Source organism: Natrinema pallidum (assembly GCF_005890195.1).
GTDB lineage: Archaea > Halobacteriota > Halobacteria > Halobacteriales > Natrialbaceae > Natrinema > Natrinema pallidum.
The window spans coordinates 849,193-862,871 of sequence record NZ_CP040637.1 but is presented as its reverse complement, the minus strand read 5'-3'; the positions used below and the strand labels follow the sequence as shown (position 1 = coordinate 862,871).

The window sequence follows — 13,679 nt, the reverse complement described above, 5'->3', positions numbered from 1 at the left end:
ATAGAAAGAACTAGTTACGCCCGTGAGTAAATACACAAATGACGATGAATCGCCCGACAAACATTCGCGGTGCAGACTGAATAAAGAAATCGTATTACCAACAACTGATAACATGACGGAGATAACCCGATGTCCGCCACCCAGTTAGCGATCGAGGCAACCGATTTACGGAAACGATTCGGCAACACGCTCGCCGTCGAGAGCGTCGACTTCGCCGTCGAGCGGGGGACCGTCTACGGCTTTCTCGGCCCGAACGGAGCGGGCAAGACGACCACGATGCGGATGCTGACGACCCTCACTCGGCCGTCCGCGGGCGAGGCGAGGATCGTGGGCATCCCCGTGACCGACCGCGACGGAGTCCGCGACGCGATCGGCTACCTGCCCGAGGACCCGCCCGTGTTCGACGAACTGACCGGATACGAACAGCTCGAGTACTTCGCACGGCTTCGCGATATCCCCGCTTCGGCGGCGAAGCAGCGGATCGACGCGTGGCTCGAGCGCTTCGACCTGGACGGCGATGCCGGGAAACGGATCGACGAGTACTCCAAGGGGATGCGCCAGAAGATCGGACTCGTCCAGGCGCTGTTGCACGAACCCGACGTGCTCTTCCTCGACGAGCCGACGAGCGGACTCGACCCGCGAGCCGCCCGAACGGTCATGGACGCCATCGCGGAGATGGCCGCCGAGGGTCACACCGTCTTCCTCTCGACGCACATCCTCCCCGTCGTCGAGGAACTCGCCGATACGGTCGGTGTGCTCTCCGACGGCCGAATCGTCGCCGAGGGGGCTCCCGAGACCCTGACTCGGCAGGTCGAGAGCGAGTCCGACTCGACGCTCGAGGACGTCTTCCTCGCGGTCACGACTGATCACGGCGCGGCGGTACAGTGACGATGGGCACGCGAGAACACGTCGTTACGATCGGCCGCCTCGAACTCAGTCGCCGCTGGCGGGTCCTGTCCGGAAACACGGCCCAGTTGATCGGGATCTGGATTTCGGTTCTGTTCTTGATCCCGCTGGGACTCGGTGGGCTGTTCGGGATCTACCTCTTCGGTTCGCGGGTCGCGTCCGGAGAGATCGAAACGCCGCTGTCGCTGACCCGGCTCGGATTCGTCTACGCATGGCTGTTCGTCGCCGGCTTCGGCGGTTATCGGGCGTACGCGACGGCGCTCCGCCCGGACCGCCTCGAGGGCTATCTGACGACCGTCTCTCACCGGGAGCTGCTTGCCGGCCTGCTGCTGGCAGAATGCGTCGTCTGGGGAGCTCCTGCCATCCTGATCGCCGTGGGTGGGTCACTCCTGTTCGCTGCGGGGACCGGATCGGTGCTGTCGGCACCACCCTTCTTTCTCACCGTTTGCACGACGCTGGCGACGGCGCTTACGACTGGCTTCCTCGTCTCGCTTGTCATCAGAAACGCCGGCGTTCGATCGACACTGCTGACCCGACTCCGGTCGGTCGTGTTCGGGCTGCTCGTGATCGCCTACTTCGGCGTCATCTTCACGCACTCGTTCGCGTCCGTGCTCGAGCCGCTGTCTCGGCTCCTCGAGTCGACGCCGATCGGCTGGTACGGCGACCTCGCGCTCGTCGGTTCAGTGTCGGCGGCGTCGATCGGTCGGAGTGCCGGAGCGCTGCTCGCGAGTGGCGCGTTCCTGTTGGTGAACGCCGCCGCGTTGCCGCGACTCGCGGCCGGGATTTGGTACGCCGACGGCGTTCACATCGAGCACAAAGCGGAGCCCGGATCGTCGTCCACGGCGAGTCGACTTTCGGGACTCCTTCCACAGCCGGTACTGGGTGTCGCGACAGCGGATTGGAAGCGGGCGCGGCGGGCCCCGATCACGCTGACGTTCGCGTTCTACCCACTCTTTCTGTTGATCAACCCGATTATGAACGCCGTCCAGACGGGAACGATCGGCCGGGGGCTCCCGATCTGGATCGTCTGCTTCGGTCCCTGGATCGCCGGCGCGCTCTTCGCGCTCAACGTCGTCGGGAACGAAGGGGCCGCCCTCCCGGCGACGCTCCTGAGTAGGGCCCCCGGCAAAGCGCTCGTCGTCGGACACGTCGTGGCCGGTATGCTCCTCGTGGGGCCGGTGACTCTCGTGACGGTCGTCGGACTCGGGATAGCGAGTCCCCACTCGATGGGGGCAGTCGTCACGCTTGCCGTGAGTGCGCTCGTACTCACCGTTTTCGCGGGTCCGATCGCCACCGGGATCGGCGCGCTATTCCCCCGTTTCGAGGAGGTCAGCGTCTCCCGGAGCACCGAGGCGATCGTCCCGAGCACGCTGGCGTTTTCGGCCTACTCGCTGGTCGTCTTCCTCGTCGCGATGCCGACGCTCGCCGCCCACAACTCTCTCGTCGCCGGCGCGATCGCGTCGGCCATCGGCCCGTCGCAGGCCGTCGTCCGCATCGGCGGAACGATCGCGTCGTGTACGCTCGCAGCGATCGTCGGCCTGCTCTCGGCAGCCTACGCGGTCCGTCGCGTCGAGGAGTTCCACTTCGATTGACGGCGCTACGCGGACACGAGATTCGACGGCGGGGCCGCTCACTCGAGGCCCGCACCGACCGCGTCCTCGACCGACGAGAAGCCGTCGCGCTCGAGCAGCGCTGCCAGCCCCCGGTTGATCCGCGTCGCGGTCGACGGGCCCTGGTAGACGAACCCGGTATACAACTGGACCAGGGAGGCACCGGCGCGGATCTTTTCGTAGGCGCTTTCGGCCGAGTCGACCCCGCCGACGCCGATAATCGGGAGGTCCCCGTCGGTGTAGTCCGCGAGCGACCGAATAACGGCCGTCGAGGGGTCCGCGAGTGGCTTTCCGCTGAGTCCGCCCCATTCCTCCCGTCGGGGGGACGTGAGTCCCTCGCGGCTCGTCGAGGTGTTCGTCGCGACGATGCCGTCGAGGTCGAACTCCTGGACGATGTCCACGAGATCGAATACGGATTCCGCGGGTTCGTCGGGGCCGATCTTGACCAGGATCGGCACGTTTCGGTCGTTTTCCGCCTCGAGCGTCTCGAAGATCGCCCGCAGATGCTCGGGCGATCCCTCGTCGAACTCGTCGGGCGTGTTCGGGCAGGAGACGTTCACGACGACGTAGTCGGCGAACGGCGAGAGCCGATCGAAAACACGCCGGTAGTCCTCGATCGCCTCCCGCTCGCTCGAGGAGTTCATCTTCCCGACGTTGACTCCGAGCGGCATAGTTGGCGTGCCGTCGGCTTCGAGCCGGGATTTGACGCGGTCCATCCCCTGGCCGTTGAACCCCATTCGGTTGATCATCGCCTCATCCTCGCGCAGCCGGAAGAGTCGAGGGCGATCGTTGCCCGCCTGCGGATACGGCGTGACGGTGCCGATCTCGACGAAGCCGAAGCCAAGCGCCGCGAGCGCGTGGGTCACTTCGGCGTTCTTATCGAAACCGGCGGCGACGCCGACCGGGTTCGGAAACGTCGTGCCGAACAGGTCGACTTCGAGGGCCGGATCGTCGTATCCGTAGGCGTAGGCTAATGCCGTTCGCGTCGGCCACGTCGACTGGGCCGCCCGGAGCGTCCGTTTGCCCAGCTCGTGGGCCGTCTCGGCCGGCAGCTTGAACGCGAGGGGGCGAACCCGCGAGTACAGCGTCATTGCCGGGACATGGGGGCGGGCGACAGGTAAACGTCCCGAAGCGCTCGAGGCCGGGTCCGACCGGCCACCGCCGCCCCTCGCCGCCGGTTACCCCTCGTCGCGAACTCGGTCCGCGTCCGGACCGAACTCCGACTCGAGCAGGTCGGGAACGGTCTCGGGTGTCACGTCCGAGTACCACGTGTTTCGCGGCTGGATCGAAATCGCGGTTCCACCCTCGCTGCACAACCCGAGACACGAGGTTTCGCTGACGGAGACCGCGGTCCAGAAGGCGTCGCGCTCCCGCAGCCAGTCTTTAACCGCCGTGACCGTCTCCTCGGCACCGACCGCGCCACAGCTCGCGTACTCGCCGTCGCGGTCGTTGGTACAGACGAAAACGTGCGCGTCGAGGCGGTCGCGGTGTTCTTCGGTTCGATCCTTCATGGACTCGTGAGTAGGTCGTCGCGTCGCTCCGCGGCCGGTCGTACGCCGGCTCGCGTCTGGAGCCAGCCGAAACAGCCGGCGACGAGCGCCCAGAGCGCGGCCTGACTCAGCACGGTTATCCCGCGGAACGCGGCGACTAACTCCGCCGGCATCGCGCCGATCTCGACGATCGTCGGCGCTGCGACCGCGGTGATCGCGACGAGCGCCACGATCGGGACTGCAGCCGTCACGACTCCGATCGGCCGGCTCCGAGCCGAAACGCGCCGGTAGCCGTAGATCGATCCGGCGGCGACGACCGCGCCGACGGCCATCATGCCTGCGTAGAGTGCGCTCCGGAACGTGGGATCGAACGCCTGTTCGGCACCCGGCGTCGTCGGCGGCAGCACCAGCCACGGGGCGAGGGAAACGGCGAGAAAGCCGGCTCCGGCAAGCACGTAGGTCTTGACCCGCCCGCGGCCGGGCAGCGCCGGCTCGAGGAAGTAGAAGGCGAGCGCGAAGACGCCACCGAGGAGGATTCCCCAGAGGACGCCGCCGCCGATGCTCACGGCGGCGGTCGTCGCTTCGCTGACGGCGTGGGCGTGCTCACCCGCCTCGTGTGCGTGCTCGCCGGCGGCATGGGCGTGCTCGCCGGCGGAAGCGTGGTCACCGTGCTCGCCACCCTCGGCGACCGTCTCCATGTAGCCGAGCAACGGGTTCGCGACCAGCGCCATGTAAAGGCCGTACGCGAGTCCCGCGATTACCCCGGCGAGCACGCCCCGCTCGAGATAGTCGACGAGCATCAGTGACAGGTGACGCCGACGGCGTGTCGGAAGTTGTGCATCGAGTCGTGGGCCAGCGGCTCCTGGAGGAACAGCAGCACGAACGTCAGTGCTGCGACGAACGCGAAGACGGCCAGCAACTGGCCAGTTGTGAGTTCGTCGCGTGCGGTCCCGATCCGATCGTGAACGGTTTCAGTCGTCGTCATGCAAGTCAGTTTTCCCTACTGAAACTGCAATTGTAAAACTACCGATCGTCCCGCGGCGGCCACGAGCGCCACTCCTCCCGACGGCTCGGGAAGCACGCAGGATAAATATCACGAATAACTGGGATATACCCGTCGGAACGGACGGTTGCTACTGAATAACGAAATCGTTTTCCTACGGCTACCGCTTGGTTCGACTAACAACGAGAGTCATGAGTATCCAACGACGGTCGCCAGGGGGGAGACGCCGTGGCGGTTGAACGCCTGCTCGTTCCGCTGTCGGACACGGTGACCGTTCGACAGACGGTTGGCTACGCCGTCCAGTCCGGTCTCGAGGCAGCCGACTCGCTCGAGTGTCATCTCGTCGTCGCGATGCCATACGACGCCGATGTCCCGGAGAGCGATCGGTACAGCGATGACGCCGAGAGGCTGCTCTCGCGGGCACAAAACTGGGTCGAAGAAGACGCCGGCGGGGCCGACGTGACGATCGAGACGACAACGCTCGGTGCCGACGAGTACCTGTTCGGCCCCCGCGACTACGCCGAAATCTTCGACGCCTACGCCGACGAACACGGGATCGATCGCGTCGTCCTCGATCCCGAGTATCAGCCCGGCGTCACCGCACAGTTGCTCCAGCCCCTCGAGCGCGAACTCGATCGCATCGGGCTGGCCTACGACGAAGCGCCCGTCGATCGGCCGGCCCGACGCGGCCGTCTCGACGGCGGTGCGGAGGGCTTCGACCGCCTGTTCGCGACCTTTCTGATCTCCTACGGTTTCTATCTCCTCCTCGGGGATCCGACCTACTGGTTCGATCTCGTTACCGGCGCGGCGGTCGCCGGTATCGTCGCCGTCTCGCTCGCGCAGGTGACGTTTACCGTCCCGCTCGATCGCGTGCAGTCGCCGCTCCGAGTCGTCCGGTTTGCCCTCTACATCCCGTATCTACTCTGGGAGATCGTCAAGGCCAATATCGCGGTCTCGCTCGTCATCCTCCGGCCGTCGATGCCGATCGAGCCGACGCTAACGCGGGTCAACTCCCGCGTCCGAAGCGGCCTGCCGCTGACCGCGCTGGCGAACAGTATCACGCTCACGCCGGGGACGCTAACGGTCCGAGCCAACAACCAGCAACTGCTCGTTCACACGCTGATCCCGGGTGCCCGCGACGACCTCTTCGACGGCGGCCTCGAGCGAGGGATTCGCTTCGTCTTTTACGGCCGCAAGTCGGCGGCGATCGCCTCGCCGCGCGAACGCGACGACGCCGAAATCGTCGGGGGTGACGAGCTGTGATGCCGGTCCCGCTCAAGGACGTGTTCCTCGCTGCGGCGGCGCTGTTCGTCATTCTCGCGATCATGATGTTCTATCGCGCCGTCGTCGGGCCGACGACGCAGGACCGCCTGCTGGCAGTCAACGTACTGGGGACGAACACGGTCGTCATCCTCGCCCTGCTCGCGGCGGGGCTCGACCAGTCGTGGTTCCTCGACGTGGCGCTGATCTATGCCCTGTTGAACTTCCTGATGTCGATCGCCATCTCGAAGTTCACCGTCGAGCGAGGTGGTGTGCTGTGATCGAGACGCTCCGCTTTTGGGTGATCGTCGCCCTGCTGGGGTTGGGCGTGCTCTTTACGTTCGTCTCGACGGTCGGCGTTATCCGTCTGCCGGACGTCTACTCGCGGGCCCACACCGCCTCCCAGACCGACACGCTCGGGGCGGGCTTTGCGCTCGCCGGCGTCGCGGTCGCGTTCGGCTGGCAGCACGCGGCGGTCTACACTGTCCTCCTGCTGTTTTTCGTGTTCATCACGAATCCGACGGCGGCCCACGCGATCTCCCGATCGGCGGCCGAGACGGGGGTCGCGCCGGTCCTCGCCGAGGAGGGCGAAGACGGGGACGAAACCGATCGCGACGCCGAGACGGACGGTGAGTCGCGATGAGTCTGTTCGCGTACACCCTCGTGGCGTTTATTCTCGCGACGGCCCTCGCGACGGCGCTGTTTCGCGATATTCTGTCCGTGATCATCGTCTTCGGGGCCTACAGCCTCGGCATGGCGATCCTCTATACGTTCCTGTTGGCTCCCGACGTGGCGATGACCGAGGCCGCCATCGGGGCCGGCGTCACGACGCTGTTGCTGTTGCTGACGATCGCACGGACGACGCGCCCGTCGACCGACCGGCTTAGCGAACGGATTCACGTCCCGGCGGTCGTCGTCGTCGGTGCGTTCGTACTCCTGCTCTGTAGCGTCGTTCTGCCCGAAATGTACGCAGTCGGTGGCACGGACACGCCCGTCTGGTCGAATCTCGAGGTCACCCAACACTACATCACCGAGACGTATCACGAAACTGGCGTCAAGAACGCGGTCACAGCCGTGCTCGCCGCCTACCGTGGGTTCGACACCTTCGGCGAGGCGGTCGTCGTCTTCGCCGCCGGCGTCTCGACCCTGCTCGTCCTGAAACGCGAGGTGTTCGCCTAATGTCGCAATCCGTCGACGATACCTACACCGAGAGTCAGGTGATCATGACCGCCGTCAAGATCATCGCACCGTTTACGCTCACGTACGGGCTGTTCATGACCTTCCATGGGGGCGACGCCCCCGGCGGGGGGTTCCAGGGAGGGACCGTCGTCGGCGTCACCGTCCTCATGCTCGCCTTCGCGTTCGGCATCGAGCCGACCCGCCGGTGGCTTCGTAATTCCTTCCTCGTCGGTATCATCACCGGCGGCGTCGTCATCTTCGGGGCTATCGGCCTCGCGATGATCGCACTGGGCGGGCACTTCCTCGAGTTCACCATGCTCAAGGAGGTGTTCCACATCAAGCCGAAGTGGGGACTCGAGGCCATCGAGATCGGCGGCATCTCGCTGATCGTCACGGGAACCATCATTAGTCTCTTCTTTACGATGGCAGCCGGGTTCTCGCCCGAGCGACCGAGCGGGACCGGCGGCCGCAACGAGCGCAACGAGCGCGGCGAGTCGGCGGATGAGGTGGTGAGTGACGATGATTGAGTCCATCTTTAGCCACTATACGTACGTGCTGGTGTTCGTTCTGCTGGGTATCGGGATCTACATGGTGATCGCCAGCGAGAACCTCGTGAAGAAACTGATCGGGGTGAACCTCTTCCAGACGGCTATCTTCCTGTTTTTCATCTCGATGGCCTATATCGACGCCGAGGGTGCGTCGGCACCGATCGTCCCCGAAGGCGGCGTTCCCCTGAACGTCATGGTTGCGAGCCCGCTGCCCCAGGTGATCGTGCTGACCGCTATCGTCGTCGGGATCGCGCTGACGGCGGTCGGACTGGCGCTGATCATCCGCATCTACGCGGAGTACGGGACGCTCCGCGAGGACACGCTTCGGGAGGTGCGTGCCGATGAGTAGCGTCGATCTGCTCCTTCCGCTGCTGATCGCCGTACCGATCCTCGCGGCGACGCTCCCGATCGCGCTGGGCCTGTGGCTCGACCGAACGGGCTGGACTGTCGCCACACTCACGACGAGCGCGCTCTTCATCGGGGCGACCGCTCTCGCGAGCATCGTCTACACTCGCGGCGCGGACGTCACCCACACGCTCGGCGGCTACTCCCGCGAGTTTGGGATCGAACTCGTCGCCGATCAGTTCTCGATGCTGATCGTCCTGCTCGTGACCGCCGTCGCCACCGGCGTCCTCGCGTACACGCGCCGGGGCGGCCCGCGCGGAAACACGTTCTACACCGCCTACCTGCTGCTGACCGCCGGGCTGCTCGGCATCTCGCTGACCGGCGACGTGTTCAACCTGTTCGTCTTCCTCGAGATCACGAGCCTGGCGACCTACGCGCTGGTCGCCAGCGGCGACGGTCCCGAAGCGGCGGTCGCCTCCCTGAAGTACCTGATCCTGGGCACGATCGCCGCGTCGATGTACCTGATCGGCGTCGCGTTCGTCTTCATGGCGACGGGGACGCTGAACATGCTCGAACTCGCCGACGCGATTCCCGCCGCGGAGAGTCAGACGCTGATCCATACCGGCGTCGCGTTCATCGTCGTCGGCTTCGCCGTGAAGGTCGCTCAGTGGCCGCTGCACACCTGGCAACCGAGCGCCTACCAGCAGGCTCCCGACGGCGTGACGCCGCTGATCGCCGCGCTCGTCTCAACTGCCTCCGCGTACGCGTTCGGCCGGCTGATCGTGACCGTCTTCGGCGTCGAGTACCTCACCGCGATGCCGAACGCGGCTGCGGTCGTCCTCACCATCGGCTGCGTGAGCGTCCTCGCAGGAACGATACTGGCTGTCATCCAGACCGAGGTCAAGCGGATGCTCGCGTACTCGTCGGTCTCGCAGTTCGGACTCGTGATCGCCGCCTACGGCGTCGTCATCGCCGGGCGCTCCGAAACGGCTTTCATCGGTGCCGCGATCCATCTCGTCGGTCACGGTCTGGTGAAGGCCGGTCTCTTCCTGGGGGTTGCACTCGTCGCGCGGAGTTACGACGCCCGCACCGTCGACGAGTATGCCGGCCTCGCCAAATCGCGACCGATCGCCGCCGGCGCGATCGCCGTGCTCTTGCTCTCGCTCGTCGGCGTCCCACCGGGCGTCGGTTTCGTCGGAAAGTGGTACATCGCGCTCGGTGCCGTCCAGTCCGAACTGTGGCCCGTCGCCGCCGTGATCTTCCTCAGTACCATGCTCACCCTCGCCTACGCCGCTCGCCTGCTCGAGAAGATGTACTTCACGCCGTCCGCGACGGCCGAACGGCCCCACGCGCCGGCTCCGGTCGCGACGGACGGCGGTGATGCCGGACCCGACGATTCCGGTGCCGAACCCGCACGTGACGAACCCGGAGCCGCCATCGCCGCCATTCGCGGCGACCGATCGGAGGCTCCCGTTTCGACCGGCATGGTCGCGATCGTCGTCCTCGCCGCGCTCGGCGCCGTTGCCCTCGGCTTCGCGGGGGGAACGATCGCCGAACTACTCGATCCGTTCCTCACCGAGGTGATCAACTAATGGTTGCAGATATTCGACCGCTCGCCGCCGTGTTGGTGTCAGCGGTCGCCATCGTCCTGATCGTCGCGTCGCATCGTCGTCCGAACCTCCGCGAAGGCTGGTCGGTCGTCGCCGCCCTCGCGAAGTTCGGAATCATCGTCAGCATGCTTCCCGCGGTTATGGACGGGACCGTCTTCGCGTGGAGCCTCCGAGAGAGCACCGGGATTCAGTTCCTCTCGGGTATCGATTTCGCCCTTCGAGCCGATCCCCTGGGAATCTTCTTTGCCCTCCTCGCGAGTTTCCTCTGGATCTTCACGTCCTTTTACGCCATCGGCTACATGCGCGGGCTCGACGAGCACTCCCAGACGCGCTTTTTCGCCTCCTTCGCGGCCAGCCTTTCAGCCGCCGTCGGGATCGCCTTTGCGGCGAATCTGGTGACGATCTTCGTCTTCTACGAACTGCTCTCGCTTGTCACGTACCCGCTAGTCGCCCACAACGAGGACTCCGAGGCGCGAATCGCCGGCCGAAAGTACATCACGTACACCTTCTTCGGCGGCGGCGTCTTTCTGCTCGCCGGGACCGCCATGATCTACTGGTTGACGAGTCTGGTCCGCAGCGGGCCGACGCTCGCCTTCGAAGCGGGCGGGATGGACGCGCTCGCCGCGGCCGCACAGGCCGAGCCGGTCTACGCGCAGGCCGCCTTCTTCCTGCTCATCGCCGGCTTCGGCGTCAAGGCCGCCTTGATGCCGCTTCACTCCTGGCTCGCCGACGCGATGGTCGCCCCGACGCCCGTTTCCGGATTGCTCCACGCCGTGGCGGTCGTCAAATCCGGTGCGTTCGGCATCGCCCGGGTCATTCTCGAGGTCTACGGTCCCGGGCTGATCCACGACCTACCGCTTGACGTGCCCGGCATCGGCACCGTCGGATTGAACATCCCCGTTGCCATCGTCGCCGCGTTCACGCTGACCGCGGCGAGCATCATCGCGATGCGGAAGGACCACCTCAAGCGCCGGCTGGCGTACTCGACGACGGCACAGCTGTCCTACATCGTGCTCGGGCTCTCGATGCTGCATCCGTACGCGATGGTCGGCGCGCTGTTTCACATTCCCGCCCACGCGTTCGCGAAGCTCACGCTGTTCTTCTGTGCGGGATCGATCCACGTCGAGACCCACACCGACTACATCAGCGAGATGGCCGGCATCGGCAAGCGGATGCCGCTAACGATGACCGCTTTCACGGTCGGTGCGGCCGGCATGGCCGGTCTCCCGCCGGTCGCCGGCTTCGTCAGCAAGTTCTACATGCTGCTCGGTGCCGGCTCCATGGGCGGCGAATACTGGCTGTTCGCCGCCGCACTGTTGCTCTCGGCCGTCCTCAACGTCGCGTACTTCTGGCCGGTCGTCTACACCGCGTTCTTCGAGAGCGAGGATCGCCACGACGCCAAACCCCTCCTCGAGTTCCCACGGGGCGGGCTGGTCGAATCGTACGCCGACCGGTCCGACGCGGATGTCGCCGCCGACGGCGGGCAGCCGACCGATGGCGAAGCCGACCGATCCGATCCGGAGCGAGCCGACGCGGACGAGGACGGGACCGACGAGTACGCCGTCGACGAATACCCGAGTGACGCCGAGGTTCCCGGCGGAGAGCAAGTCAGTTCCGTCGACCACCACGGCGATTTCGACGACCACCTGACCGGCGGACCGCCGGCCGACGGCTGGCCGCGTCGGTCGCCGGGTACCGAGACCACGTGGCTGATGCTCGCGCCCATCGCCGTGATCGCGACCGGCGCGGTCATCCTCGGGGTCGGCCCCGACTACGCCGTCTTCCTCGACCTGGCGAGACAGATCGTCGGGGGCGTCTTCGGACTGCCCTTCGAGGAGCTGACTGCCGTTCCGTTCGACCGACTCGTGACGGAGGTGTCCACCTGATGACACTCGAGTTCCTGTCGATGGCCTACCCGCCGCTCATCGTCTTCGCGGCGGCGCTGCTCGTGCTCGTCCTGCCGCGGATCGCCGGCTTCGCCGTCGGCGCGCTCAGTCTCGCAGCCGTGCTTGCGATCTCGCTGGTGGCGCCCGAGGGCCAGCACCTCGCGGGGACCTTCCTCGGGTTCGATGTCGTCCCGTTCTACGTCGACGACTTCTCCCGAATGGTCGGGCTGGGCCTCGGCTTCCTCGGGGTCTGTAGCGTCATCTACGCCTACTCGAGCGAGGCCAGTAAGACGCTGGTCGCGTTCGCGCTCGTCTACGTCTCCTCGTCGATCGGGGCGGCCTTCGCCGGCGACTGGCTCGTGCTCCTGTTCATGTGGGAGTTGATGGCCGTCACCAGCACGCTCGTGGTCTGGCACTACGGCGGCGAGGCGGTTCGGGCTGGCTTCCGATACGCGCTGTTCCACGGCACCGGCGGCGTGCTCGTGATGATGGCAGTCGCGGTTCACTACGTCCAGACCGGTACCTTCGTCTACGACGGGGCCGGGATCGCAAACGGGATTCCGGCGCTGCTCGCGGTGCTGGGGATGGGGGTCAACGTCGCATTTATCGGGGTCCACACCTGGCTCCCCGACACCTACCCGCGACCCCACATCGCGGCCTCCGTCTTCCTCTCGGTGTACACGACGAAGACGAGCGCGTTCGTCCTCTACCGGGCGTTCCCGGTCGATGCCGGGAGCGATCTGGGCATTTACATCGCGTACATGGGCGGGCTGATGGCCGTCTACGGCGCGACCTTTGCCCTGTTGCAACACGACATGCGGGCGCTCCTCTCCTATCACATTCAGGCCCAACTGGGCTATATCGTCGCCGGGATCGGTATGGCCACGATGGGGTCGGATCTCGCCGCCGCCGGCGCGATGAGCCACCTGTTCAACAACGTGCTGTTCAAGAGCCTGCTGTTCATGGCCGTCGGCGTCGTCATCTATCGCACCGGCGAGGAGGACTTGTACAAGCTAGGCGGCCTCTGGCGCGAGATGCCCCTGACCGCGATCGGGTTCGGGTTCGGCGCACTCTCGATCACCGCGATTCCGGGCTTCAACGGATACGTCAGCAAAGGGATGCTCTTCGATGCAGCCGACCCCCACTACTACGGCCAGCCTGAGTATCAGGCGCTGTACTGGCTGCTCTGGCTCGGCGCGATCGGGACGCTGCTGTCCTTTATCAAGCTCGGCTACTACGTCTTCTTCCACGGCGAGAGCGATCTCGAGGTCGCGGACGCCAAACCCGGCCAGACCGTCGCGATGCTCGGGCTAGGCGGGGCCTGTCTCCTCTTCGGCGTCTGGTGGCAGGGACTGGCCGACCTCGCGCCGACGATCCACGGCCTCGAGTTCGAGTATTACGGCGGGCACAGCCATCTCCACCCCTACAGTTCGGGCCACCTGCAGACGGCGGGGGTACTGACCGGCGTCGCGGCCGCCACCTTCGTCGTCGTCCGGAAGCCGCTCTCGAAACTCGACCTCGGCGATCCGGCGATGGTCGTCTACCCTGCGACCTACGCCGTCAGTCGCTGGACGATGCTCGGCGTCACCGGAACCTACGCCGCCGTCGACCGGACCGTCGTCGGTGCGGTCAAACGCTGTTACTGGATCGGGAACAACCCCGTTCTCGCCGTCGACGCGGCGGCGGGGCAGTTGCCCGACTGGTTGGTCGCCGTCGACGAACGGCAGCCGACCGACGGCGGCCGCCCGTCGACGATCCACCTCCGGACCGGCATCGGGACCACCGTCCTGCTGTTGACGCTCGTCCTGACGGTGGTCCTGTGGCTCCTCGTCGTCTGAGCGT

General features: G+C 66.0%; 15 protein-coding genes. 11 read left to right on the top strand and 4 right to left on the bottom strand.

What is annotated here, in order from left to right; genetic code table 11:
• Positions 1–129 precede the first annotated feature (129 nt).
• Together FGF80_RS04215 and FGF80_RS04210 are read left to right on the top strand one after the other, a co-directional pair.
• A complete protein-coding gene (locus FGF80_RS04215; protein WP_138652380.1) occupies positions 130–888 on the top strand; it encodes an ABC transporter ATP-binding protein in 759 nt (252 codons plus the stop codon).
• A gap of 2 nt (positions 889–890) precedes the next feature.
• Positions 891–2,498 carry a hypothetical protein gene (locus tag FGF80_RS04210; RefSeq protein WP_238705343.1) on the top strand — a complete coding sequence of 536 codons (1,608 nt, stop codon included), beginning with the start codon at positions 891–893 and terminating at the stop codon, positions 2,496–2,498.
• A 38-nt stretch (positions 2,499–2,536) separates the two neighbouring features.
• Here the strand turns inward: FGF80_RS04210 and FGF80_RS04205 are convergent, their stop codons facing one another.
• The 4 genes from FGF80_RS04205 to FGF80_RS04190 all read right to left on the bottom strand — a co-directional run bounded on the left by FGF80_RS04205 (position 2,537) and on the right by FGF80_RS04190 (position 4,991).
• Complete coding sequence (locus tag FGF80_RS04205) at positions 2,537–3,607, bottom strand: quinone-dependent dihydroorotate dehydrogenase (RefSeq protein WP_006184472.1); 1,071 nt, start codon at positions 3,605–3,607, stop codon at positions 2,537–2,539.
• An 87-nt stretch (positions 3,608–3,694) separates the two neighbouring features.
• Positions 3,695–4,027 (bottom strand): (2Fe-2S) ferredoxin domain-containing protein, encoded by a 333-nt coding sequence (locus FGF80_RS04200; protein ID WP_006184473.1) that lies wholly within the window; start codon positions 4,025–4,027, stop codon positions 3,695–3,697.
• A complete protein-coding gene (locus tag FGF80_RS04195; RefSeq protein ID WP_006184474.1) occupies positions 4,024–4,806 on the bottom strand; it encodes a CbtA family protein in 783 nt (260 codons plus the stop codon). Before FGF80_RS04195 ends, FGF80_RS04200 begins: the two co-directional genes overlap by 4 nt.
• Positions 4,806–4,991, bottom strand: a complete 186-nt coding sequence (locus FGF80_RS04190; protein WP_006184475.1) for a CbtB domain-containing protein — start codon at positions 4,989–4,991, stop codon at positions 4,806–4,808. Before FGF80_RS04190 ends, FGF80_RS04195 begins: the two co-directional genes overlap by 1 nt.
• A gap of 246 nt (positions 4,992–5,237) precedes the next feature.
• On the opposite strand from FGF80_RS04190, the gene FGF80_RS04185 reads away from it, so the two are divergent.
• The 9 genes from FGF80_RS04185 to FGF80_RS04145 are packed head-to-tail and all read left to right on the top strand — an operon-like array spanning position 5,238 to position 13,675.
• Positions 5,238–6,272: a monovalent cation/H+ antiporter subunit E gene (locus tag FGF80_RS04185; RefSeq protein WP_006184476.1), complete on the top strand. Its 1,035-nt coding sequence runs from the start codon at positions 5,238–5,240 to the stop codon at positions 6,270–6,272.
• The gene (locus FGF80_RS04180; protein WP_006184477.1) at positions 6,272–6,550 is read left to right on the top strand and encodes a cation:proton antiporter; all 279 of its coding nucleotides are present in this window, start codon (positions 6,272–6,274) and stop codon (positions 6,548–6,550) included. Before FGF80_RS04185 ends, FGF80_RS04180 begins: the two co-directional genes overlap by 1 nt.
• Positions 6,547–6,912: a monovalent cation/H(+) antiporter subunit G gene (gene mnhG / locus FGF80_RS04175; protein ID WP_006184478.1), complete on the top strand. Its 366-nt coding sequence runs from the start codon at positions 6,547–6,549 to the stop codon at positions 6,910–6,912. Before FGF80_RS04180 ends, mnhG begins: the two co-directional genes overlap by 4 nt.
• Positions 6,909–7,448 carry a DUF4040 domain-containing protein gene (locus FGF80_RS04170; RefSeq protein ID WP_138652376.1) on the top strand — a complete coding sequence of 180 codons (540 nt, stop codon included), beginning with the start codon at positions 6,909–6,911 and terminating at the stop codon, positions 7,446–7,448. The genes mnhG and FGF80_RS04170 overlap by 4 nt, the downstream gene beginning before the upstream one ends.
• Positions 7,448–7,975, top strand: coding sequence for an MnhB domain-containing protein (locus tag FGF80_RS04165; RefSeq protein WP_138652374.1), 528 nt, complete (start codon positions 7,448–7,450; stop codon positions 7,973–7,975). The genes FGF80_RS04170 and FGF80_RS04165 overlap by 1 nt, the downstream gene beginning before the upstream one ends.
• Positions 7,968–8,345, top strand: a complete 378-nt coding sequence (locus FGF80_RS04160) for a cation:proton antiporter subunit C (protein ID WP_138652372.1) — start codon at positions 7,968–7,970, stop codon at positions 8,343–8,345. Before FGF80_RS04165 ends, FGF80_RS04160 begins: the two co-directional genes overlap by 8 nt.
• Complete coding sequence (locus tag FGF80_RS04155) at positions 8,338–9,933, top strand: proton-conducting transporter transmembrane domain-containing protein (protein WP_138652370.1); 1,596 nt, start codon at positions 8,338–8,340, stop codon at positions 9,931–9,933. The genes FGF80_RS04160 and FGF80_RS04155 overlap by 8 nt, the downstream gene beginning before the upstream one ends.
• A complete protein-coding gene (locus FGF80_RS04150) occupies positions 9,933–11,837 on the top strand; it encodes a proton-conducting transporter transmembrane domain-containing protein (RefSeq protein WP_138652368.1) in 1,905 nt (634 codons plus the stop codon). Before FGF80_RS04155 ends, FGF80_RS04150 begins: the two co-directional genes overlap by 1 nt.
• Positions 11,837–13,675, top strand: a complete 1,839-nt coding sequence (locus FGF80_RS04145) for a Na(+)/H(+) antiporter subunit D (RefSeq protein ID WP_138652366.1) — start codon at positions 11,837–11,839, stop codon at positions 13,673–13,675. The genes FGF80_RS04150 and FGF80_RS04145 overlap by 1 nt, the downstream gene beginning before the upstream one ends.
• The last annotated feature ends 4 nt before the right edge of the window (positions 13,676–13,679 follow it).